At 69.9% G+C, this 21,655-nt stretch carries 19 protein-coding genes and 2 tRNA genes; 6 read left to right on the top strand and 15 right to left on the bottom strand.

The annotated features are described in order from the left end of the window. Positions 1 to 69: 69 nt before the first annotated feature. Both NR798_RS18570 and rfbB read right to left on the bottom strand, forming a co-directional pair. Positions 70 to 969, bottom strand: a complete 900-nt coding sequence (locus tag NR798_RS18570; RefSeq protein WP_375772814.1) for an SDR family oxidoreductase — start codon at positions 967 to 969, stop codon at positions 70 to 72. 17 nt (positions 970 to 986) lie between these two features. Further along, positions 987 to 2,006 carry a dTDP-glucose 4,6-dehydratase gene (gene rfbB, locus NR798_RS18565; RefSeq protein ID WP_375772813.1) on the bottom strand — a complete coding sequence of 340 codons (1,020 nt, stop codon included), beginning with the start codon at positions 2,004 to 2,006 and terminating at the stop codon, positions 987 to 989. 115 nt (positions 2,007 to 2,121) lie between these two features. Between rfbB and NR798_RS18560 the strand changes: the two genes are divergently transcribed. From NR798_RS18560 to NR798_RS18545, 4 genes are all read left to right on the top strand, one after another. After that, on the top strand, positions 2,122 to 3,759 hold the full coding sequence (locus NR798_RS18560) for a glycosyltransferase (RefSeq protein WP_375772812.1): 1,638 nt from the start codon (positions 2,122 to 2,124) through the stop codon (positions 3,757 to 3,759). Next, complete coding sequence (locus tag NR798_RS18555; protein WP_375772811.1) at positions 3,749 to 4,222, top strand: hypothetical protein; 474 nt, start codon at positions 3,749 to 3,751, stop codon at positions 4,220 to 4,222. Before NR798_RS18560 ends, NR798_RS18555 begins: the two co-directional genes overlap by 11 nt. Before the next feature lie 307 nt (positions 4,223 to 4,529). After that, complete coding sequence (locus NR798_RS18550; protein ID WP_375772810.1) at positions 4,530 to 6,875, top strand: glycosyltransferase family 2 protein; 2,346 nt, start codon at positions 4,530 to 4,532, stop codon at positions 6,873 to 6,875. Positions 6,876 to 7,011: 136 nt separating this feature from the next. Next, positions 7,012 to 9,072: a glycosyltransferase gene (locus NR798_RS18545; RefSeq protein WP_375772809.1), complete on the top strand. Its 2,061-nt coding sequence runs from the start codon at positions 7,012 to 7,014 to the stop codon at positions 9,070 to 9,072. 15 nt (positions 9,073 to 9,087) lie between these two features. On the opposite strand, the gene NR798_RS18540 is transcribed toward NR798_RS18545, so the two are convergent. The 10 genes from NR798_RS18540 to NR798_RS18495 all read right to left on the bottom strand — a co-directional run bounded on the left by NR798_RS18540 (position 9,088) and on the right by NR798_RS18495 (position 17,216). Next, positions 9,088 to 9,525 carry a hypothetical protein gene (locus tag NR798_RS18540; protein ID WP_375772808.1) on the bottom strand — a complete coding sequence of 146 codons (438 nt, stop codon included), beginning with the start codon at positions 9,523 to 9,525 and terminating at the stop codon, positions 9,088 to 9,090. A 28-nt stretch (positions 9,526 to 9,553) separates the two neighbouring features. Continuing rightward, the gene (locus NR798_RS18535; RefSeq protein ID WP_375772807.1) at positions 9,554 to 10,981 is read right to left on the bottom strand and encodes a glycosyltransferase; all 1,428 of its coding nucleotides are present in this window, start codon (positions 10,979 to 10,981) and stop codon (positions 9,554 to 9,556) included. Then, positions 10,978 to 11,826 carry a glycosyltransferase family 2 protein gene (locus NR798_RS18530; RefSeq protein WP_375772806.1) on the bottom strand — a complete coding sequence of 283 codons (849 nt, stop codon included), beginning with the start codon at positions 11,824 to 11,826 and terminating at the stop codon, positions 10,978 to 10,980. Before NR798_RS18530 ends, NR798_RS18535 begins: the two co-directional genes overlap by 4 nt. Continuing rightward, the gene (locus NR798_RS18525) at positions 11,823 to 13,127 is read right to left on the bottom strand and encodes an ABC transporter ATP-binding protein (RefSeq protein ID WP_375772805.1); all 1,305 of its coding nucleotides are present in this window, start codon (positions 13,125 to 13,127) and stop codon (positions 11,823 to 11,825) included. The genes NR798_RS18530 and NR798_RS18525 overlap by 4 nt, the downstream gene beginning before the upstream one ends. Further along, positions 13,127 to 13,906, bottom strand: coding sequence for an ABC transporter permease (locus NR798_RS18520; protein ID WP_375772804.1), 780 nt, complete (start codon positions 13,904 to 13,906; stop codon positions 13,127 to 13,129). Before NR798_RS18520 ends, NR798_RS18525 begins: the two co-directional genes overlap by 1 nt. Before the next feature lie 192 nt (positions 13,907 to 14,098). Next, positions 14,099 to 14,173: transfer RNA gene (locus tag NR798_RS18515), tRNA-Gly, on the bottom strand. 16 nt (positions 14,174 to 14,189) lie between these two features. Then, positions 14,190 to 14,264: transfer RNA gene (locus tag NR798_RS18510), tRNA-Gly, on the bottom strand. Positions 14,265 to 14,347: 83 nt separating this feature from the next. Further along, on the bottom strand, positions 14,348 to 15,037 hold the full coding sequence (gene pgsA / locus NR798_RS18505; RefSeq protein ID WP_375772803.1) for a CDP-diacylglycerol--glycerol-3-phosphate 3-phosphatidyltransferase: 690 nt from the start codon (positions 15,035 to 15,037) through the stop codon (positions 14,348 to 14,350). 12 nt (positions 15,038 to 15,049) lie between these two features. Next, the gene (locus NR798_RS18500; protein ID WP_375772802.1) at positions 15,050 to 16,573 is read right to left on the bottom strand and encodes a tetratricopeptide repeat protein; all 1,524 of its coding nucleotides are present in this window, start codon (positions 16,571 to 16,573) and stop codon (positions 15,050 to 15,052) included. Next, positions 16,527 to 17,216 (bottom strand): transglycosylase SLT domain-containing protein, encoded by a 690-nt coding sequence (locus NR798_RS18495; RefSeq protein ID WP_375772801.1) that lies wholly within the window; start codon positions 17,214 to 17,216, stop codon positions 16,527 to 16,529. Before NR798_RS18495 ends, NR798_RS18500 begins: the two co-directional genes overlap by 47 nt. 87 nt (positions 17,217 to 17,303) lie before the next feature. Here NR798_RS18495 and nadB point away from each other — a divergent pair, with 87 nt between their 5' ends. Both nadB and NR798_RS18485 read left to right on the top strand, forming a co-directional pair. Continuing rightward, entirely contained in the window at positions 17,304 to 18,893 is a 1,590-nt protein-coding gene (gene nadB, locus NR798_RS18490) for an L-aspartate oxidase (protein ID WP_375772800.1), read from the top strand. A 22-nt stretch (positions 18,894 to 18,915) separates the two neighbouring features. Continuing rightward, the gene (locus tag NR798_RS18485; protein WP_375772799.1) at positions 18,916 to 19,509 is read left to right on the top strand and encodes a TIGR00730 family Rossman fold protein; all 594 of its coding nucleotides are present in this window, start codon (positions 18,916 to 18,918) and stop codon (positions 19,507 to 19,509) included. A gap of 15 nt (positions 19,510 to 19,524) precedes the next feature. Here NR798_RS18485 and NR798_RS18480 read toward each other — a convergent pair whose 3' ends face one another. Genes NR798_RS18480 through NR798_RS18470 form a run of 3 tightly spaced genes read right to left on the bottom strand, consistent with a single transcriptional unit; the run spans position 19,525 to position 21,592 of the window. Next, entirely contained in the window at positions 19,525 to 20,154 is a 630-nt protein-coding gene (locus NR798_RS18480; RefSeq protein WP_375772798.1) for a hypothetical protein, read from the bottom strand. Further along, a complete protein-coding gene (gene pyrE / locus NR798_RS18475) occupies positions 20,151 to 20,720 on the bottom strand; it encodes an orotate phosphoribosyltransferase (RefSeq protein ID WP_375772797.1) in 570 nt (189 codons plus the stop codon). Before pyrE ends, NR798_RS18480 begins: the two co-directional genes overlap by 4 nt. Next, positions 20,717 to 21,592, bottom strand: coding sequence for a ParB/RepB/Spo0J family partition protein (locus NR798_RS18470; RefSeq protein ID WP_375772796.1), 876 nt, complete (start codon positions 21,590 to 21,592; stop codon positions 20,717 to 20,719). Before NR798_RS18470 ends, pyrE begins: the two co-directional genes overlap by 4 nt. Positions 21,593 to 21,655: the final 63 nt, after the last annotated feature.

Genomic DNA, 21,655 nt, shown 5'->3' with positions numbered 1-21,655 from the left:
CGCGCTCCGGCCCACAGACGTACTCTGTTGCAGACCCCGGGAGGCTATAGCCGCCCCGAAGTGGTTCGTTCAAGCACCCCGCCCGGCCTTCCACGCGGAGTGGAAGCGAGCAAGGGAGTCAGCGAGCTGCAGCGGCTGGGCGCGCAGCTGAGCGCGGACCTTGTCCACCTTCAGGCCACTGCGCAGCGGACGGGGGCTCGCCAGCTTCATGTCCGCCAGGCGGGTAGGCGTGATGAGGCCCGGGTCGAACCCGAACACCTCGCAGAGCGCGCGGCCGAAGCTCACGCGATCCACCACGTCCGCGCCGCACGTGTTCCAGATGCCGCCCAGCTTGCGCTCGCCCAGCTCCACCAGCATGGCGGCCACGCTGTCGGCGAGGCTCGCGGACACGAACTGATCCTCGAAGAGCTTCACCGGCTGCCCCTTCTCCAGGGCGCCCACCAGCCAGGCGCCGAAGTTGGGACGGCCCGCCATGGGCCAGCCATACACCACGGCGGTGCGCGCGATGGCGGCGCCGGGGACGAAGGTGCGGGCGGCCTGCTCACCCATGTGCTTGGTGACGGCGTAGACACCGCGCGGGTTGGGCAGCGCCTGCTCGTCGTAGGGCCCGTGCTCGCCGTCGAAGACGTAGTCCGTGGAGACGTGCACCAGGTGCGCGCCCAGCTTGCGCGCGCCCCGGGCCACCGCCGCCACCGCGGTGACGTTGGCCGCGTACGCCTGCTCCGGCTCGCGCTCGCAGGCATCCACCTCCGTCATGGAGGCGGGGTGGATGATGACCTCGGGAGCAGCGGCCTCCACGGCGGCGGCCACGTACTGCTCGCGCGTGAGGTCGCACTCCACATAGCGGTAGGCGCCGTCGGTGCGGCGCGGCCCGCGGCCCAGCCCCACCACCTCGTGCCCGCCCTTCTCGAGGAGCGTGCACACGCGGCTGCCCACCAGCCCGTTGGAACCCGTGACGAGGAATCGCATGGAGAGAGGCCCCTGGCTCAGCCGTTGAGACGCGTGCGGTACTGCGACTCGAAGTACTGGCGGTACGCGCCGCTCATCACGCGCTCCCACCAGGCCGAGTTGTCCACGTACCAGCGCACCGTCTCCTGCAGACCCTTCTCGAAGGTGTGCGCCGGCGTCCAGCCCAGCTCCGCCTTCATCTTCGTCGCGTCAATGGCGTAGCGCCGGTCATGCCCCGGCCGGTCCTTCACGTACTTGATGAGGGACTCGGGCTTGTTGAGCAGGCCGAGGATCGCCTTGACGATCTCGATGTTCTTGCGCTCGGAGTTGCCGCCGATGTTGTAGACCTGACCGGCCTTGCCCTTCTCCAGCGCGGCCAGCAGCGCCGAGCAGTGGTCCTCCACGTGGAGCCAGTCGCGCACGTTGGCGCCGTCGCCGTAGACGGGCAGCGGCTTGTCGTGCAGGGCGTTGACCACCATGAGCGGAATCAGCTTCTCGGGGAACTGGTAGCGGCCGTAGTTGTTGGAGCAGCGCGTCACCACCACGTCCATGCCGAAGGTGTGGTGCCAGGCGAGCGCCAGCAGGTCCGAGCTCGTCTTGGACGCCGAGTAGGGGCTGGAGGGCTGCAGCGGCGACGTCTCGGTGAAGTAGCCGGTGGGGCCGAGCGAGCCGTACACCTCGTCGGTGGAGACCATCAGGAAGCGCTTGATGCCGCGCACGCGGCTGGCCTCGAGCAGCTGCTGGGTGCCCAGCACGTTGGCCTGGATGAAGGCCTCGGGGCCCAGGATGGAGCGGTCCACGTGGCTCTCGGCCGCCAGGTGCATGACGGCGTCGATGCGGTGCACGCCCATCACGTGCTCGACGAGCTCGCGGTTGGCCACGTCCCCGCGCACGAAGATGTGCCTGGCGTCACCCTCGAGCTCCTTGAGGTTCTCCAGGTTGCCCGCGTACGTGAGCTTGTCCAGGTTGACGATCGTCCAGTCCGGCCGCACGCGGCGCAGGTATTTGACGAGGTTGGACCCAATGAAACCGCACCCACCCGTGACCAGGACGTTCATCGACGAACTCGGAGAGTAAAGAAGTGAATACCGGCCGCCTGAGTAGCGAAGGGGCCGGTGCGCGTCAAGGCAGCCTTGTGTGTGGACCGCCCAGCAGGTAGACGCTGGAGCCATCGTGAGAATCCCGAGAAGCAGACGGGTGGTCGGGCGCTCGGCGGCCCGGGCGGTCCATCAGCTGGTGCCGCGGCTGGCCTGGGGCGATGCGGTGGGCAACCAGGTGCGCTACCTGCGCGAGCTGCTGCGCGGCTGGGGCTACGCCTCGGAGATCTACGCGGAACAGTGGGACGAGGAGTGCCGGCCACTGGTACGGCCCGCGAAGGACTACCCGCGCGAGGCGGATGACGCGAGCGCTCTCATCATCCACCACAGCTTCGAATCGAGGCTGGTACCGCTGATCGCCCGTTCACCGGGGCGCAAGGCGGTCGTGTACCACAACGTCACCCCCGCCCGGCTCTTCGAGGGGTTCGAGCGCAAGGTGGCCCAGGCGTGCGAGGCGGCCCGGGACGAGCTGCTCGCGATGCGGCCGCTGGTGGAGTGTGCGTGGGCCTACTCGCGCTTCAGCGCCGAGGAGCTGGTGGCCGCGGGCTACCCCCACGTGTCCGTGCTGCCCTTCGCGGTGGACTGGCGCGCCTTCGACGTGGCGCCGGATCCGGTGCTGCGCGCCGAGCTGGACGACGGGTGCGCCAACCTCCTCTTCGTGGGCCGCGCCGTGCCGAGCAAGCGGGTGGACGACGTGCTGCGCGTCTTCACCGCCTGGCAGCGGCTGTACCAGCCCCGCGGCCGCCTCCTCGTCGCCGGCTACCTCAACCGGGAGACGCCCTATGGCGCGTACCTGTACGGCCTGAAGGAGATGCTCGGGGCCGAGCGCGTCCAGTTCCTCGGGCGGGTGAGCGCGGCGCAGCTCTCCGCGTGCTTCTCGGTGGCCTCGGCGTACCTCTCCATGAGCCGGCACGAGGGCTTCGGCGTGCCACTGCTGGAGGCCATGTACCGTGGCGTGCCCGTGGTGGCCTATGGCGCCGCCGCGGTGCCGGAGACGATGGGGGGCGCGGGGGTGGCCTCGCTGACGAATGATCCCCTGGAGGTGGCGCGGTTGCTCGCGGTGCTGGAGCGCGACCCGGGCCTGAGGCGGGAGATGGTCGCCGCCCAACGCGCCCGGGTGGCGCAACTGGGCCAGGAGGCCGTGGCCGTGGCCGTGCGCGAAGGACTGCAGCCCTTCCTGGAGGGCACCCTGGGTGCACCGGCCACCGGGAGCGAGGCCCCGGGAGTGAATCTCGTGTGCCCCGGTTTCGCGGCCGCTCCGGAGGCGCCCGCGTCCCAACTCGCGCGGCGGCTCATGGAGCAACTCTCCAGCGCCCGCCTGCTGACGTTGGATCCCCAACCCCGGCCGGTGGAGCTGGCGCCGCGCTCGATGCGTGTTGGAGGGCTGGAGGTGCGCGCCTTCACCCCGGACGAGCCCCTGCCCCGGGACGAGGCGCGGGAGCTCCCCGGCTCCTCCTCGCTGCAGACGGCGCTGCGCATCTCGCGCGCGCCCACCGTCTTCCTGCCCGCCGATTCGCTGCTCGCCCGGGACACCCTGCCCCACCTGTCCCTCGAGGCCTGGGGCGTCCGCGACACGTCCCACCCCACCTCCGCGCCCGACGTGGCCGAGCGCCTGGGCCAGCGGCTGCTCACCTTCGATTCCAGCCGGCCGGAGCCCACCGTGTCCGCGCTCGTCCAGGCCCTGCGGGCCACTGGAGCCCTCCGTGCGTCCTGAAGATCTCCTCACCACCACCCCCTCCCCCGAGCGCCTCGCGGAGGAGGCTGGACGGCTGCCCGAGCCCACGCCGGAGCAGGTGGAGTCGGTCCGCCGGCTGCTCGCCGCCTCCGAGCGGGCTCCGGCCGAGACGGAATGGCCGCCCATCCTCCAGGCGCCCCGCTCGAAGAAAGACAGCCGTTACGTGGAGCCGCCCACCTCGCACCGCCCCGTGGTGGGCCCCCTGCTGGTGACGGCCAAGCGCGCCTTCCGGCTCGCCTTCCAGCCCTTCATCAACGAGATGCTGCGCAAGCAGGTGGAGTTCAACGAGGCCATCCTCGACTCGCTGGCGCTCATCTACGAGCACCAGCGTGAGGAGTCCCGGAGCCAGGTGGCCTGGCGCCGCGAGGTCATGGCCCGGCTGGCCGCGCTCGAGCGGACCACTCCCGAGCCGGCGCCCAAGGGCCGAAGCCGTAGGTCCTGACGGCCCACTCGCTCCAAGGGCCAGCGAGCAGGCCATGCTCGAGTGCGTTCCATGCGGAGCCACCGGGAGCGTGAGACGCAGAAGCCTTGACAATGTAAATCTTATTGACGGCTGAACACCCGGCGCGCCTTGAGCTTGAGAAAAGCCCTGATATAGAATCCGCGCCCCTGCCCTATTCATGTGTTGGGGGTTGACCCTCACATCGAGGCCAAGGCCACCCATCATGCTTCCGGTTTCAACGCCACCCAAGGCAGGCGCGAGCACTTCCCGAGACGACAGGAAGGAGCCGCCTGAATCAAAGAACGCCGTGGAGTGGGAGGAGCTCCAGGCCGGGCTCGCGAAGGTGCAGCAGGAGCAGGCGGCCCTGCGAGCAGCGGTGGACGGTCTCTCGGGAGCGATTCACGCCCTTCGCCAGCCCCCCGCGCGCCGACAGGGGCCCGCGTGGTTGTCCAAGGCCCAGCGGCTGGTGCGCCGGCCCACCCTCTCCCTGCACCCCACGCCGGTGAGCGATGTCCGTGCCGCTGCGCAGGGAGGCTGGGAGTCCACCGGCTGGCAGCCCGTGCTCGAGCTGCACCCCAGTCCCCACCGCTATCCGAGCCAGTGGGTCCACCTCGAGCTGGAGCTGCGCGCGGAGGACGTTCCGTGGCTCGCTCCCCGGCTGCTGCTGAACCGCGGCGCGGGCTATGTGACCGAGGTGCGGCTTCCGAAGCCGAAGCAGGGACGCATCTCGTGCATCGTCCACCTCGGCCAGGGCAACCACGGCATCCGCTTCGTGCCCTTCGATCGGCCGGGGAAGTTCTCCCTGGGACGCATCCACGTCCGGGAGCTGAGCCCCGGCGAGGGTACCGCCCGCCTGTTGGCGGAGGCGCTCCGCGACGAGCCGGAGACGCTCCCCGAGGTGCGCGAGCAGTGGAAGGAGCGTGCCCGGCGGGCCTCGGGCGGCTTCCTCTCGAAGCTCAAGACGGGGCTCGTCGATATCGCGGCGAGGGTTCCCGCGCAGCCACCCGATTACACGGAGTGGGTGCGCCGCTACGAGCAGCTCAACGCGGCGGACCGGAGCGCCATCCGCAGGCACTACGAGCGCCTTCCGTGGAAGCCCCGGCTCTCCCTCATCATCCCCGCGGCCGAAGGAGCGGCCGGGCAGGAGCCTCGAGCCCCGCGCTCGCTCGGCGCCGTGCTCCGGCAGCTGTGCGGAGAGTGGGAGGTCTGGGTCGTCGGCGGGAGCGAGACGGAGGATCCCCGGGTGCGCTCGGCCGCGACGCTCGAGGAGGCCCTGCGCGCCTGTGAGGGCGAGTTCGTGTCGTTCCTCGAGCCCTCGGCGCACCTCCCGGAGCATGCGGTGTACCTGGCGTCCGTGGCCCTCAACGGCCGTCCCAGCACCGACATCCTCTACAGCGACGAGGACTCGCTCGACTCCAAGGGCCACCGCACCGAGCCGAGGTTCAACACGAGCTGGGACCCGGATCGCTTCTTCGAGTTCCCCTTCCCGCTCGGCTTCGCGCTCTTCCGCAAGCAGCTCGTCGAGTCGGTGCTCGATGGGCGGGACAGCCGCGAGGCGCCGAAGGCCCGCGAGCTCGCCACCCAGTGCCTGGCGTCGGCCAGTCCCCAAGCGGTGCAGCACCTCCCGCGCGTGCTCTACCACTCGCCCCTTCCCGCCCAGGAGGTGGAGGCACGCTGGGCCTCGGAGACGCTGGAGGTCCGGCGCGAGTGTGTCCAGGCCCTGCACCCCGCGGCCCAGCTCTCCAGTGACAGCGAGCACTCGCTGCGGATCCGCCACCCCCTGCCGATGAGCCGCCCGCTCGTCAGCATCATCATCCCCACCCGGGATGGGTACGGGGTGCTCCGCCCCTGCATCGAGAGCATCCGGAGCAAGACGACGTACAGCGAGTACGAGATCCTCGTCGTCGACAACCAGAGCGAGGATGAGCTCACCCTCAGCTACCTGCACTCGCTCGAGAGCCAGCAGCAGGCCCGGGTGCTGCGCTACCCGCACCCCTTCAACTACTCCGCCATCAACAACTTCGCCGCCCGTTCCGCTCGCGGCTCGGTCCTCGTGCTCCTCAACGATGACATCGAGGTCATCTCCGAGGATTGGTTGGAGGAGCTGGTCAGCCAGGCGATCCGCCCCGAGGTGGGCGCGGTGGGAGCCAAACTGCTCTACCCCGATGGGCGGCTGCAGCACGTGGGGGTGGTGCTCGGGCTCGGGGGTGTCGCGGGCCACCTGCACCGGCTCGAACCGGACGCCCAGCACGCGCGCACGCGGTACACCCACCAGGCGTCCGCCGTCACGGCCGCGTGCCTGGCCTTGCGCACCGACGTCTTCAAGCAGGTGGGGGGGCTCAACGAGCGGCAGCTCAGCGTCGCCTTCAATGACGTGGACCTCTGCCTGCGCGTCGGCGAGCTCGGGCTGCGCAACCTCTGGGCGTCCCACGCCGTGCTCTACCACCACGAGTCGATCTCACGGGGCAGCGATGAGACGCCCGCCCAGCGGAGCCGGTTCCACGGGGAGATCCAGTACATGCTGCGGCGTTGGGGCCGCGCCCTGGAGACGGACGCCTTCTACAATCCCAACCTCACGCTGAACGGAACCGACGCCGGGCTGGCCTGGCCTCCTCGCGTGCGGACCCCCTGGCTCTCCAAATACGCGAAATGAAACGGGCCGGGCTCCGGAGCGGAGCGTCCCCCGCACACGGGCCTCCCCCCTGACGATCATGAAATCACCTACTCGACTCGTTCTGAGAGCCCTCGAGATCCTGCGCAAGGAGGGCGTTCACGTCCTCTCGGGAGCCGTGGTTCGCAACGTGCGCAAGCTGGGCACGCGCGCACAGCTCGCCTGGCGGACGGCTCCCACCGCGTCCCCTGTCCCTCCGGCGGCCCGGCTCGCCATCCTGACCGTCCGTTTCACGAAGGGCTACGGGGTGGACGTGGTCGTCGCCGAGCAGCTCGAGTACTTCCTCGGCCGTGGCTACCAGGTGACGCTGCTGGTGCGCGAGCACGATGACTACTTCTCCGGCCGCTTCGCCGCGTACGTGAGGAGCGGGCAGCTCGAGCTGCGCCGCGTTCGGGACGAGCAGGAGGCCACGCAATGGCTCCGTGAGCATCGGCCACACGCCGTCCTCGCGCATACGCCGCCGTTCTTCTCCTGCCTGCCCCAGCTGCCGGACTCCACCTTCCGCGTCTTCTACGACCATGGGGAGCCCGCCTCCGAGTGGTTCGAGGATCGCGACAGGCGGCAGCGCACGCACACGGAGAAGATCCACTTCTCGGAGAAGGCCGACCTGGTCGTCAGCATCTCCGACTTCATCCGCCGCGACTCCAGGCTGCACCGGGCCGTGGTGAACTGGCAGGGGAACGACCACCTCCTCAAGCGCCGCAACGATCTCCAGCGGCTGGCCGGAGGCTTCCGGAGCAGGCTGGGTGTCGGGGCGGACGACTTCCTCGTGCTCAATGTCACCCGCTTCTTCGCCCTCGAGCGCCAGTACAAGGGGGTGGACCTCTACGCGGGGGTGAAGAAGGAGCTGCGCGCCAGGCACCCGGAGCTGGCGGACAAGGTGAAGTTCGTGCTCGTCGGGCGGTGCGAGGAGTCGGATGCCGACTGGGCCAGGGCCCAGGGGCTCATCCCCTCCCCCAACCTGACGGACGATGAGCTGGTCGGGGCGTACCTCGACAGCGACTTCTACCTGAGCACCTCCCAGTGGGAGGGCTTCAACCTGGGCCTGGCCCAGGCGCTCTCCTTCGGGCTGCCGGCGGCGGCGAGCACGAAGGGCGCCCACCCCGAGTTCGGAATCCCGGTGAGCGACTCCCCCGAGCAGCTCGCCGAGGAAATCGCCCGGGCGTACCGGGCCTCCACGGGGAGCCCCCAGCGGCCGGGCTGGAAGCAGCGGCTCTCCACCGCCCAGCTCATGCCCTGGAGGGATTCACTCCAACGCCTGGAGCACCTCATCCTCACGCGTGCGCTGCGGACACCGGGTGCTGGCGACCGTGGGGCCGCGCTGTCCCCCAAGCTCCAGGAGCTGGAGCGCGTGCTCGCCCGGGATCGCGTCAAGCCCAGGCTGAGCTTCCTCATCCTGACCAAGGACAAGCCGGAGCTGCTGATTCCGTGCGTGAGGTCCATCGAGGCGCAGTGCACGGTCCCCTACGAGATCCTCATCGGGGACACCGGCTCCACCGACCCGGCGGTGCTCGCCTTCTACCAGAACATCCCTCACACCGTTTGCCACCTCGGCTTCTACAACTTCAGCGCCTGCAACAACCTGCTCGCGGCGCGCGCGTCGGGTGAGTACCTCGTCCTCATCAACAATGACGTGGAGCTGATCCACACCGACTTCGCGGCCGCGCTGGATACCTTCTCGAACCAGCCGCGCACGGGAACGATCGGGGCGTACCTCGTCTACAAGGACCAACGGCTGCAGCACGCGGGCGTGCGCATCTGTCCGGATGCCCCGTACCGGGGGATTCCCGAGCACATCGACAAGCTCAAGCCCCTGGCCAACTATCCGGGACTGGCGGCCCCCCGGGAGGTGGTGTGTGTCACGGGCGCGCTCCTCCTCATCTCCGCCGAGCGGTACCGCCGGATGGGAGGCCTGGACGAGAGCTTCGTGGAAGAGGCGCAGGATGCCGACCTGGGCCTGAAGGTGCTCCAGGAGGGCGGGACGAACATCGTCCACCCGGCGCTGGTGGCCTACCACTACGAGAACGCCACCCGGACCGTGAAGGAGTCGCCGCACGACCGGGAGCTCTTCATCCGCCGCTACGGGCAGTTCATCGAGAACTTCGTCTACCAGTGGCAGGCCGACAGGGGCCTCGCCCCGCCGCCGCCGGGCAATGGGCCGGAGCGCCAGGCGGGCTGACGCTCCGGGCGGCGCTCAGGGCTGCGTGTCCAATGTCATCCGGACCGAGGTGGGGCTGCCCCCATCCAGCAGCGACACCGTCAGCAGATAGGGCCCGTCTTCCGGCAGGTCCAGGAGCCCGGAATACACCTGCGCCGTGTCGGGGCGGATGAGCTCGCTCGAGGCCACGGGGGTGGTGCAGTCGAGGAGGGCCTCCGCCTTGAGGCGGAAGATTCCGTACTCCACGCCGCCGGGGATCATCGCGGTCACGGCCACGGCCGGGTTGGAATGGACGGCGCCGTCCACGGGCTGGGTGATGCGGAGCGGAACGCCGCCGTCGGCCCTTCCCCCATCCGTGCTGATCGACGCGCAGGCGCCACCGTCGGACCCGGGCGGGCCGGACGGGAGGTCCTCACAGCCAGCCACCGTCACGAGCAGCGTCACCGCCAGGACCCAGACTCTTTTGCAAGACATCGAGGCTTCCCCTTTTACGGAACCATACCTACCGCAGCACGCGGGAGGCCAGGGAGCGGACGCGGGCGTGCGCTCCGGGGAAGCGCTCGCGGAGACGCTGGTTGAGCCGGTCGATGGCCTGGTAGCGCAGGCCCTTGGTGCTCTCGCCGCGAGCCTGGGCCCGGGCCACCCGCTCCTCCAGCGAGGCGAGCGGGAGCAGCACCTGGAGGGACGGAGCGGGGAGCGCCAGGGGCTCGGCGCCCAGCGCGCGCCACTCCCACGTGGCGAGCCCCGCGGTGAAGACGGGCTCGAAGAGACTCGCCAGCCGGGGGAGCAGGTCCGCCCGAGGGGCCTCCACCGGATCCGCCACCTCCAGCGGCAGGGCGCCCACCCGGGTGCGATCCACGACGAGCCCGTACAACAGGGCCGGGTGCTCCAGGAGATGGGAGAGCTCGAAGTGGTCTCCCAGCGGGAAGGGCTTCTTCTGCGCGATGAAGCGGCCCCCCGCCGTATCGCGGACGAGGGCCCACCGGGAGCGGGCGAAGGCCCACGCCGCAGAGCCCTCGCGCAGCCGCTGGACGAGCTGCGCGTAGTGGGCGGGGTACACGACACAGGAGGCATCGAGGAAGGACAGGTACTGACCCCGGGCCTCGCGCACACCCCGGGCCATGCCGCCTTCCGGGACGCGGATGAGTTGGAAGGAGAAGTCCCGGAGCCGCCGGTGGCGCTCCAGCAGCATACGGGCCTCCGGCTCCGTCAGGGAGGCACCCGGAGGCAGCACCACGAGGAGCTCCAGCGGGCGGTAGTCCTGACACGCGAGCGAGAAGAGCGTCTCATCGAGCGAGGCGGCGGGCGCGTCTCCCGCCCAGAGCACGACGCTGAGCAGCTCCGGCTGGCGCGGTGGAGGACGCGAGGAAGCACGTCCGAGGGCCAGGAGCAGCCCGTCCGCCTCGGCGGTAGGGCTGAGCTGCGCGAGGAGTTGCCGGAGGGCACGCGCGGTGTCCGGGGCGAGCGCCTCCGTGGAGTCACGGCAGGGAATGGACTCCTGGTGCCGCACCTCGAGGCCCAGGGAGGACAGCTCCCTCAGCAGCGCCTCGGCCGAGGCGCCCGCCCGGCTCGGAGCCAGCCCCAGCAGCGTGTCCAGGAGGGCCGCCGACGCACCGGCGTTGCGGATTGCCAGGAGGAGCTCGGCATCGGGCACGGCCTCGGAGGCCTCGCGCGCCTGGAGCACCGGCTCGCCCACGTCCACCGGGAGCACCACGTGGGTGGGAGCGAACGCGAGCAGCCGCGCTCCCCTCCCCTCGGACGCTGCTGCCACGAGCACCACGCAACCGGCTGCCTCGAGGGCCCGGGCCAGCTCCGGCGCCTCGCCGAGCAGGGCCACGCGGGCGCCCGGCTGGACGCGCTCGCGCACGAGCCGCCGCAGCCGGGTGTCCAGCTCCTCCAGGAGGAGCGTGTCGCGCGCGCCGGTGCTCACCAGCGCGGCTCCGCGAACTCGAAGAGGTGCTGGAAGTCGGCCACCCGGGCCAGCGCTCGCGGCGGACGGGGCTCCTTCGGAAGCTCGAAGGGCGCCCCACCGGACTCCAGGTACTCCTTGAGACGTGCCCGGGCGAACTCCAGGTCCCCGTACTTGGCGCCGAGCAGGGCCGCGCTGCGGCGCACGCGGCGCTCGCGGTCCAGGCTCAGCTCACGTGTCACGGTGTAGTGGTGCACGAGGGCCCGGGGCGCCACGCGGAGGGAGAAGCCCGCGGCGCGGGCCCGCCAGGACAGGTCCACGTCCTCGCAGTACATGAAGAAGCGCTCGTCGAAGCCACCGATGGACGCGAACAGCTCGCGCCGCACTAGCAGCACGCACCCGGAGCACCAGGGCGTCTCGTGCGTCTCCGGCTCGTACGGCTTGGGGTGCTCGTCGGGGAAGAGCCGCGCCTCCACCAGTCCCGTGCGGGGCCGCCGCTCCGCCTCGGTGACGAGCTCGCGCAGGCACTCGGGGTGCAGCACGCCGTCCGGGTTCACACAGACGTAGTGGCGCACCGCGGGGTCCGCGAAGGCCTCGGCCAGGAGCCGGTTGTGGGCCACGCCGAAGCCCAGGTTGGCCCCGGAGAAGCGGTAGTCGGCCCCGGGTGACAGCTCGCGCACCACGTCGCGCAGCGCCTCGGTGGGCGAGTTGTCCAGCCAGCACACGTGGAAGGCCGGCGTCCCCGGCGTCTCCCGGTTCGCGGCCAGCGAGGCCACGAGCCGCTCCAGCTCCTCGCGGGAGTTGCGGTACAGCACGATGCCGAGCCACACGGGACTCGAGCCCCGCGCCGGACCGCCCTGGCTCACGAGACGACCTGTCTCACGGGCATCGCCTCGGCGATGCCATCCAGCCGCCAGCGGTGCACCGGCCGCACCAGCCCCTCGTCCGAGCCGGTGGAGATCACCGAGAACGGGCAGGCGCCCTTGCGCTCGTCGTAGACAGTGCCGCTGGACGCCCGGGCCGCCACCTCGAAGGTGTAGTTCCCGGCCAGCAGTCCGAGCCGCTCGATGCTCAGCTGCAGCGTCCCCCGCCCGGAGGCGAGGCGCGGCAGCTGCACACCCTCGGCGAAGGTGCTGGTGCGGTACACCAGGGTGCCATCCGCGCGCAGCAGCGAGAGCGAGAAACCCAGCTCCTCCACCGGCTGCTCGGCGTTGTAGCCGATGTGGAACTCCACGCCGTCCTCCGTGCCCAACGCCTGCACTTCCTCACCGCGGGCATTCGTCAGCCGGAGCTGCTCGAGGGAGACGGGGGAGCCCGGACGCTGCTCCGCCGCCTCCAGCGTGGGCAGGGCACCTCCGTCTGGAGACAGGGCCGGCGCGTGCATGGGCAGACCGCTCGCCTCCGCGAGACGCACCGCCTGCTTGTAGTGCCGGACGACCTCCGTGGGCGTGCCTACCTCGCGGATGCGCCCGCCGTCGATCCACGCGGCCAGATCGCACCAGCGCTCGAGCGTGCCCAGGTCATGCGTGACGATGACGATCGTCTTCCCAGCCTTCCGGAACTCCGTCATCTTCTGCATGCTCTTGCGGCTGAAGTGCTCGTCGCCCACCGCGAGGATCTCATCGATGATGAGGATCTCCGGGTCCACGTGCGTGGCCACCGCGAAGGCCAGCCGCATGTACATGCCGCTGGAGTACGTGCGCACCGGCTCGTCGATGAAGTCGCCCAGCTCGCTGAAGGCGATGATCTCATCCATGCGCGCCCGGATCTCCGCGCGCGACATGCCGAGGATGACGCCGTTGATGAGGATGTTCTCCCGCCCGGAGAAGTCCGGGTGGAAGCCGGCGCCCAGGTCCAGCAGGGCGGAGATGCGGCCGTTGAGCTCGATGTGGCCCGAGGTCGGCGTGTAGATGCCGGTGATGAGCTTGAGCAGCGTGCTCTTGCCCGAGCCGTTGCGGCCGATGATGCCCATCGTCTTGCCGCGCGGCACCGTGAGGTTGATGCCTCGGAGGGCTGGGATGACCGTGGCGTCCTGTGGGCGCCGCTGGCCGCGCAGCCAGCGCACCAGCTCGGACTTGAAGGTCGTGTACTCGCCCCGGATGGTGCTCTTCCGGAAGCTCTTCACCACGTCCCGCAGGACGATGGCATCCTTGGATGGGGCTTGCATCAGATGAACTCCGCGAACTCTTCGCGGCGACGCTCGAAGATTTCGGAGGCGACCCAGAGCAGAACGAGGGCAATGCCCATCCACATCACCAGGGGGAGCGGATCCGGCAGGCGCTGCTCATAGAAGATGGCCTGGTAGGAGGTGACCATCACCGCCATGGGATTGGCCAGCACGGCCATCGTGCGGAAGCGCTCGGGGATGGTGATGGCCTGGTAGAAGATGGGGGTGACGAAGAACCAGAGCGTCAGCAGGTTGGCGACGATCTGCTGCAGGTCCCGGAAGGTGACGTTGAGCGCGGAGACGAGGTAGGCGAGCGCCAGCGTCACGCACAGCTGCACCACCAGCACCACGGGGAAGGCCACCACGTGCCAGGAGGGGTAGCGGCCGAAGAACATCCCCAGCACGATCATCAACGGCAGCGACAGCACGAAGTTGATGAGGTTGGTGGTCACCACCGCGGCGGGCAGCACCTGGGCCGGAAAGCGCACCTTGGTGAGCAGATCCCGCCGATCACTGATGGCGCTGGCGCCGGCGCCCAGGGAGCTGGAGAACCAGATCCACGGCAGCAGGCCCACGAACATGAAGTACGTGTAGGCCTCCATCTTCTGCCGCATGTAGACGGAGAAGAGCAGCGTGTAGACGGCCATCTGCAGCATCGGGTTGAGGAACGTCCAGAGGAACCCGAGTACCGAATTGCGGTAGCGCGCCTTGAGCTCGCGCTGCGTCAGGCTCACCAGAAGGCCCCGGTACTGGTAGAGTTCTCGGAGGTTGCGGAACATGCGGCGCTATCCATACAGCATGGGAAGGGGGGGAGTGGAACGGCCCCCACGGATTCCCGTTCCGCATGGCAGGCCGCCCTGCTGCCTGGGAGGCGAACCGCCCGAGGCAGCGCACCCTAGGCAAAGCGTGCGGGCCTCGTCAAACCGAGCTGAAAACAACAAAGGCTCCCTGGCGGACCAGGGAGCCTTTCATGGAGCGGGAAAAGGGATTTGAACCCTCGACCCTCGCCTTGGCAAGGCGATGCTCTACCGCTGAGCTATTCCCGCATCAGGCTGGAGTAGATGGAGCGGGAAAAGGGATTTGAACCCTCGACCCTCGCCTTGGCAAGGCGATGCTCTACCGCTGAGCTATTCCCGCGTCACTCACTCCTGATTGCCCCCGGCGTTGCCTCGCGGCGACGTCGAAAGCGAGGGGGGATATACAATCGGCTCCCAGGTGCGTCAAGCCTTCTGTGCGTCCGCTCCGCTCCCCCGTCTGGCCAGCATGGAGAGGAAGGCGCGGAAGTACACGACGGCGCTCCACACCGAGAAGGCCCCCGACAAGTACACCAACAGCCGGCCCACCTTGCCGAAGTCCACGGGCGCCGAGTAGAGGCCCACGTCGATGATGTGCTCGTAGTGCACGCAGAGCGAAATGATGCCCACCAGCTGCAGCGAGGTCTTCCACTTGCCCTCCTGCCCGGCGGCGATGACCATGCCCTCGCTCGCCGCGATGGTGCGCAGGCCGCTGACGATGAACTCGCGCGCCAGCAGCACGATGACGACCCAGGCGGAGATGCGCCCCAGCCGCACCATCATCACCAGGGCCGCCATGGCGATGAGCTTGTCGGCCAGGGGATCCATGAACTTGCCCACCACGGTGATGAGGTTCCAGCGGCGCGCCAGGTAGCCGTCCACCACGTCGGTGATGGAGGCCACGGCGAACACCGCGGCCGCCAGCAGCGAGGAGAGCGGATCCGCGTCGTAGGTGAGCCAGACGAAGACGGGGATGAGGAAGATGCGGCCCAGCGTCAGGATGTTGGGCAGGTTCCAGAACTCCTGCATGAGCACGCTCGGCTGGCGCGCCGCCCGACGCCGTGCCCGCTCCTCCTTCTTCTGCCGCTTCCGCAACGCACGCTCAGCTCGATCCATGTCGGAGGCCTTCTACCGGACTGGCAGGGCGATGAGGGCAAATCCTTCACCGCTCAGTTCCACGGCGACACGCGGAGAGGAGTCCTCCCCCGGCAGCGCCACCACCCGGGGCGTCACCTTGCCCTGCCAGCCCACCAGGTGGGACAGGGGGACTGTCACCGGCGTCTCCCCGGCCACGGCCACCGAGCGCAGCGTGCCGCCCAGGCTCAGCACCACCCTGCCCTGCCCGCGCAGGTGCACCAGGTCCAGGTCCGGCGTCACCTCCGAGGGCACCTTCCCATTGTCGAAGGCCACCGCCTCCTCGAAGGCGAAGACGCACTCCTCGCGCACGTAGGCCCCCTCGTCGCCCAGGTCCACCGCCAGGAAGGAGCGCGACTCGGCCGGCTCCAGGAAGAGCACCCCCTGGCCGCTGGCGCGCACGAACCGGCCCGCGCCATCCCCGAAGGGCTGCTCCGTGGGACGGCCCCGGAAGCGCTTCACCTCTGGCTGGAACTGGAGCTGCCCGGTGAAGGCCACCAGCCCCTCCAGCCGCGTGAGCAGCTCGCCGTCCACGCGCGCGGAGAAGCTGCCGTTGCCCACCCGCATGGGCTGGACCTGGCTCGCCCCCGCCAGCGCCAACGCGGGCACCAGCTCGGAGAGCACCGGTACGTCCATCCCCGGCCGGAAGGCCGCGGCCCTCGGCAGCTCGGGGACGGCCTCCTCCAACGACTCCGGCAGCGGCTCGCTCGGAGCCACCGCCCTGGACGTCTCCTCGAAGGTCTCCTCGGTCTCCGCCTCGACGTCATCACCGCCGGCCGTGGCCGCCGCGCCGGAGACGTCCGCCGTGTCCTCCTGTCCCTCGGACAGGGCGCCGGGTCCCTCGTCCTCGGCGAAGCGCAGATCCTCCGGATCCTCCGCCTCCTCGGAGTGGGCCGCGGGGGGCGTGGGGGGTGTCTCGTCCAGGCCGAACTGCGTGCCCCACTGGCCTTCCACGGGCGCCACCGGACGCGGGGTGGACGCCGGAGCCCGGGGCGTGATGGGCGTGGACCTCGAGGGCCGGACGGGCTTCTCCCCCGCGATGGCCTTGGCCATCTTCTCCACCATCAGCTCGTTGCCCGCCGTGACGAAGTGCTCGCGGGCCCGGCCGTACTCCCCGGCCTGCGCCAGGGCCAGCCCCAGGTAGTTGTGCGCCTTCTGGTGGTCCGGCTGCAGATCCGTCGCGGCCTCGAACTCGCGCATCGCGCGCTGCAGGGCGTTCGTCTTCAGATACACCAGTCCCAGGTTGACGCGCAGCGTGGCGTCCACCGGGTTGTCGCGCACCAGCGCCTCGTAGATCTCCGCCGCCCGGTCGAAGAGGCCCAGCTTGAAGTAGGCCAGCCCGAGCAGGTTGCGGCCCTTCTCGTTCCTCGGCTGGAGCTGGTGGGCCCGCTCGAGCAGTTGCCGCGCCTCGGGCACGCGGCCCTGCGCCAGCAACTCCCCGCCCTGGTAGAGCTGCTTGAGGAACTCCTCGTCAACGGGGCTCTTCTGCCCCCGCCCCGTCACGCGCGTCGTCGCCATCGGAATCCGTCCCGCGGGGCTCGTCCTTCGTGAGCCGTTCGCGCTCTTTATAATGGTAGTAGAGCTGGAGCACCTTGCGAACGTACGCCTGCGTCTCCGGATACGGCGGCACCTGTCCCCCGTACTTGCGCACGGCTTCCGGGCCCGCGTTGTACGCGGCCACCATCTTCACCATGTCCCCGTTGAAGAGGTTGGCCAGCACGCGCAGGTAGCGCACCCCACCCTCGATGTTGTCCCGGGTGTCGAAGATGTCCTTCACGTACATCTCCGAGGCCGTCGCCGGCATGAGCTGCATCAACCCACTGGCGCCCTTGGGGGACAGCGCGTTGGAGTTGAAGTTGCTCTCGGTGTGCATGATGGCCCGCACCAGCGCGGAGGGGATGCGGTAGCGCTCGGCGGCCTTCACGATGTGCGGCTCGAGCTCCGACGGGGTGCGCGCCCTGCCCTTCGCGGGCGCGGTGGGCGCGGGCGCCTCGGTGAAGGTGCCCTTGAGCTTGCTCGCCTTCTTGCCGCCGCCGGGTGGGACGTTCGTGTAGACGATCGTGCCGTCCTTCTCGACGTACCTGTAGATGCCCTCGGACGCCTGGGCTCCCAGGGGGGCAAGCAGCAGCGCGGGCAGCAGCAGGAAGAAAATGGCTCGCATATCGGCCCCCCAACCTTAGACCCCCCGCCAAAAGTCCTCAAGAAATCGCCTTGTTTCCGGCACTTACAGCCATTAAGGGGCTGACACATGCCCCATCGGTTCGACTTCCTGGTTTTGGGCGGTGGTGTGGCCGGCCTCTCGTTGGCCCTCCAGGCGGCCCGGCACGGCACCGTCGCGGTGCTCACCAAGCGGGACAGGCACGAGGGCAACACCGCCTATGCCCAGGGTGGCATCGCCAGCGTGCTGTCGCCCACGGACACCTTCGAGGAGCACATCCAGGACACCCTGGAGGCCGGCGCCGGCCTCAACCACCTGGACGCGGTGGAGGTGACGGTGCGCGAGGGCCCCGAGCGCATCCGGGAGTTGGTGACGCTGGGGGCGGACTTCAACCGGCGGGCCACGGGCGAGTTCGACCTGACGCGCGAGGGCGGCCACTCCCAGCGCCGCATCATCCACTCGGGTGACATCACCGGACGCGAGGTACAGCGGGCCCTGCTGGACGCGTGCGACGCGCAGCCCAACATCGCCTTCTTCCAGAACACCTCGGCCATCGATCTGATCCTCGACCGGAGGGCGGGCCCGGGCGTGTCCAACCGGTGCCTGGGGGTGTACGCGCTCACGGCCGAGGGCCGCATCGAGCGTTTCCTGGGCAAGGTGACGGTGCTGGCCACGGGCGGGGCGGGCAAGGTGTACCTCTACACCTCCAACCCGGACGTGGCCACGGGCGACGGGGTGGCCATGGCGTACCGGGCGGGGGCCGCGGTGGCCAACATGGAGTTCTACCAGTTCCACCCCACCTGCCTGTACCACCCGGAGGCCAAGAGCTTCCTCATCAGCGAGGCGTTGCGGGGCGAGGGCGGCAAGCTGCGGCTGCGCAACGGCCAGCAGTTCATGGACCGCTACCACCGGATGGGCGAGCTGGCCCCACGCGACGTGGTGGCGCGCGCCATCGACGCGGAGCTCAAGCGGACCGGCGACGACAGCGTCTTCCTGGACATGACGCACCTGGGGCGCGCCTTCATCATGGAGCGCTTCCCCAACATCTACGCCACCTGCAAGGCCTTCAACATCGACATGGCCGTGCAGCCCATCCCCGTGGTGCCCGCGGCTCACTACATGTGCGGCGGCGTGGTGACGGACCTGTACGGCCGCACCAACGTGCCGGGCCTCTACGCCATCGGCGAGGTGGCCCACACCGGCCTGCACGGCGCCAACCGGCTCGCCTCCAACTCGCTGCTGGAGGGGCTCGTCTTCGGCCACCGCGCCGCCGCCATCTGCGCCGAGGAGATCCGCACCCTCTCCTCGCTCAAGGAGGAGCCTCCCGCGTGGGACGAGGGCAGCGCGGTGGCCTCGGACGAGAGCGTCGTCGTCACCCACAACTGGGATGAGATCCGCCGCCTCATGTGGAACTACGTGGGCATCGTCCGCACGGACAAGCGGCTGATGCGGGCGCGGCGCCGGCTGGAGCTGCTGCGCGAGGAGATCCGCGACTACTACTGGCGCTTCAAGGTGACGCGCGACGTGATCGAGCTGCGCAACATCTGCGAGGTGGCCAGCCTCATCGTGGACTGCGCCAGCCGTCGCAAGGAGAGCCGCGGCCTGCACTTCACGCTGGACTACACCAACACGGACGACCACCACTGGAAGCAGGACACCGTCGTCCGCCGCGAGCTGTGAGCCCCTGGAGGAGCGTCCCGAAATGGAACCGAAGTCCGTTTGTGTCTTCTGTGGCTCGCGGATGGGAGCCCGGCCGGAGTACCTCGAGGGGGCCAGGGCCCTGGGCAGGGAGATCGCCCGGCGGGGGCTCACCCTCGTCTACGGCGGCACCAGCGTGGGGCTGATGGGCGCCCTGGCGGACGCGGCCCTCGCGCAGGGGGGCAAGGTCATCGGCGTGCTGCCCCACGTGCTGAGCGATCGGGAGATCGCCCACAAGGGCCTCACCGAGCTGCACCTGGTGGACTCCATGCACACGCGCAAGGCGATGATGGCCCAGCTCTCGGGCGCCTTCATCGCCATGCCCGGCGGCGTGGGCACCTTCGAGGAGCTCTTCGAGATCACCACCTGGGCCCAGCTCGGCATCCACCACAAGCCCATCGGGCTGCTCAACGTGGCGGACTTCTACGGGCCGCTGCTGGCGATGATGCGGCGCGCGGTGGACGAGGGCTTCATCCCCGAGACGCGCGCCCAGCCCTTCGCCTGCGAGGCCTCGCCCGTGGCGCTGATGGATCAGCTCCAGCGGGGCCTGCAGCCGCTCACGCCGGACAAGCCGGTGCTGCGGCCCGACCAGACCTGAGCCGCCGGGTGCACGTCAGTGCGCGTGCACCCGCATCTCCACCTTGCCGAGCGAGGAGGCCATGCGGAGCACCACGCGCTCCATGTTGGGGGTGATGACGGGCCGGCCATCCGGGTACGTGGCGGGGAAGCGCACGCGGTAGCCCACCCAGAAGGTGCCCATGTACGGGTAGAAGGAGCGCATCTCCAGGTCCGAGCGCCCCACCCGCTCCACGCTCACGGGCTTCAGCTCACCCGCGGGCGTCACCATCACCATGTTCCAGATGGAACCGGGCCGGTCGAAGTCCTCGTAGCGGTAGTTGAAGACGTGGACGCCGAGGAAGAACTCGTGCGTCCGGGCCGCCTCCGCGAACTCCTGCGTGAGGATCTCCTGCACGCGATCCTGCGTCAGGGCCTTGAAGGAGGCCTCACGGCGCACGCGGGCCTCGCGGAAGGGCTGCGTCTGCAGCGTGGCCGCGGCGAACATCACCGTATCGAAGCCGGCGTAGAGCTCGGCGCGATCCGTGTACTTCTCCAGCACCTGCTGGTAGCCGAGCTCCTGGCGCTCGTCCTTGATGCCGGGCGCCGGATCCCCCAGCGTGGGAGGCGTGGAGACACAGCCCGCGAGCGCCATGACGAGCGCCCCGAGCCGCAACTGCATCTTCATGGAATGAAGTCCTTGCGGGTGTACAGGGTGAAGAGCCGGTGTCCGGCGGCCTCGACCGCCTCGCGTCCGCCCTCCAGTCTATCCACCAACGCAAACGCCCCAAGCACCCGCAGCCCTTCCAGCTGAGCCCGCTCGATTGCCTTGAGCGTGGAGGCGCCCGTGGTCACCACGTCCTCCAGGATGGCCACCGGCGAGCCCGGAGCGAGCGCCTTCATGCCCTCGATCCACTGGCCGGTGCCATGGCCCTTGGGCTCCTTGCGGACGATGAAGGCGTGCAGGGGCGTGCCCGACAGGTAGCTCGTCAGACTGACGGCCGAGGCGAGCGGATCCGCGCCCAGCGTCAGCCCGCCCACCGCCACCGCCTCGGCGGCCTCGCGCTGAACGGCCTGCAGCAGCAGCCGGCCGATGAGGAAATGCCCCTCGGCCAGCAGCGCCGTGCGCTTGCAGTCGATGTAGAAGTCCGACTCCTTGCCGGACGAGAGCACCACCTTGCGCCGCTCGAAGGAGCGCTCGGTGAGCACCTCCAGCAAGCGGGCCCTGTCACGCGCGAGCGCGTCCACCTTCACAAGCTCTCCAGCCAGGCCACGAGGTCCGCGGAGTAGCGCAGCTGGGTGATCAGCTCCTGCTTCCGCGTCTCATCCAGGTCCGCGAACACGTCCGCCAGCAGCGCCAGATCCTGGTTGATGTCCACCAGCCGCTGGGTGGCCTCCGCGGCCAGCTCGTCCGCGTCGACCTCCTCTTCCACCGTCTCGGAGGCCAGCTCGTCGCCGGTGGACAGCGCCTTGTCGAGCATGTCCCGGGCGATGGGCGGCAGCCGCCCCTCGGCCTCGAGCCGCGCCTTCAGGGCCTCCAGCTCCTCCGGGTCCACCGGCGAGGCGTGGATGGCCGAGGCCAGCGCCATCAGCAGCGCGTCCTCGTCCGACAGGTCCGTGTGCAGGCGGGCCAGCACCCGATCCCTCTTGAGGAACCGCAGCGCCGCCACCCGGCGGAAACCGGAGATGATCTGGAAGCGGTCCGGCGGCTTGAAGCGCACGTCCACCGGGAAGAGCTGTCCCAGCCGCGCCAGGTCCGTGGCCAGCGCGGACAAGTCTCCCGGCGGGCGGATCTGGAAGGTGGTGTCCTCGTCGATCCGCTCCAGCGGGATATGGGCAGGAGCCACATGCCCCTTGCGGCGCGGCGCGACAGCCTCCACCACCTCGGGGGGGGCCGCGGACGGCCCGCTCGCGGGCGCTTCGCTTCCCTGCTGCGGCCCACTCTCCGGCTGCTCACCGGCGGCCGCGTGGGCGGTCTCGGACGCGGAGGCCTCCGCCGTCCCCTCCTCCCCGGAGGAAACAGCGGACGTCTCGGCAGCGGACTCCCCGGGCGACGACTCCTCGGCCGGGGTGCTCGGCTGTGCGTCCCCCTCGTCGATTCTGTTCTCGGCGTTCATGGCGTTCATCGGCACCCCTGGATCGGCCCGTCGTAGCGCCGCGGACGGCGGTGCGGCGGCGCGCGGAGGCGC

Origin of the sequence: Archangium gephyra, from assembly GCF_042230915.1 — a bacterium.
Lineage (GTDB): Bacteria > Myxococcota > Myxococcia > Myxococcales > Myxococcaceae > Archangium > Archangium gephyra_B.
The sequence above is the reverse complement of the archived record's forward strand: the minus strand, read 5'-3'. Positions and strand labels throughout refer to the sequence as shown.

Excerpts from the sequence above, each read along its gene's own strand:
- NR798_RS18570 (WP_375772814.1), bottom strand. The coding sequence starts at position 969 with ATGCGATTCCTCGTCACGGGTTCCAACGGGCTGGTGGGCAGCCGCGTG.
- rfbB (WP_375772813.1), bottom strand. The coding sequence starts at position 2,006 with ATGAACGTCCTGGTCACGGGTGGGTGCGGTTTCATTGGGTCCAACCTC.
- NR798_RS18540 (WP_375772808.1), bottom strand. The coding sequence starts at position 9,525 with ATGTCTTGCAAAAGAGTCTGGGTCCTGGCGGTGACGCTGCTCGTGACG.
- NR798_RS18525 (WP_375772805.1), bottom strand. The coding sequence starts at position 13,127 with ATGCAAGCCCCATCCAAGGATGCCATCGTCCTGCGGGACGTGGTGAAG.
- NR798_RS18520 (WP_375772804.1), bottom strand. The coding sequence starts at position 13,906 with ATGTTCCGCAACCTCCGAGAACTCTACCAGTACCGGGGCCTTCTGGTG.
- pgsA (WP_375772803.1), bottom strand. The coding sequence starts at position 15,037 with ATGGATCGAGCTGAGCGTGCGTTGCGGAAGCGGCAGAAGAAGGAGGAG.
- NR798_RS18500 (WP_375772802.1), bottom strand. The coding sequence starts at position 16,573 with ATGGCGACGACGCGCGTGACGGGGCGGGGGCAGAAGAGCCCCGTTGAC.
- NR798_RS18495 (WP_375772801.1), bottom strand. The coding sequence starts at position 17,216 with ATGCGAGCCATTTTCTTCCTGCTGCTGCCCGCGCTGCTGCTTGCCCCC.
- nadB (WP_375772800.1), top strand. The coding sequence starts at position 17,304 with ATGCCCCATCGGTTCGACTTCCTGGTTTTGGGCGGTGGTGTGGCCGGC.
- NR798_RS18485 (WP_375772799.1), top strand. The coding sequence starts at position 18,916 with ATGGAACCGAAGTCCGTTTGTGTCTTCTGTGGCTCGCGGATGGGAGCC.
- NR798_RS18480 (WP_375772798.1), bottom strand. The coding sequence starts at position 20,154 with ATGAAGATGCAGTTGCGGCTCGGGGCGCTCGTCATGGCGCTCGCGGGC.
- NR798_RS18470 (WP_375772796.1), bottom strand. The coding sequence starts at position 21,592 with ATGAACGCCATGAACGCCGAGAACAGAATCGACGAGGGGGACGCACAG.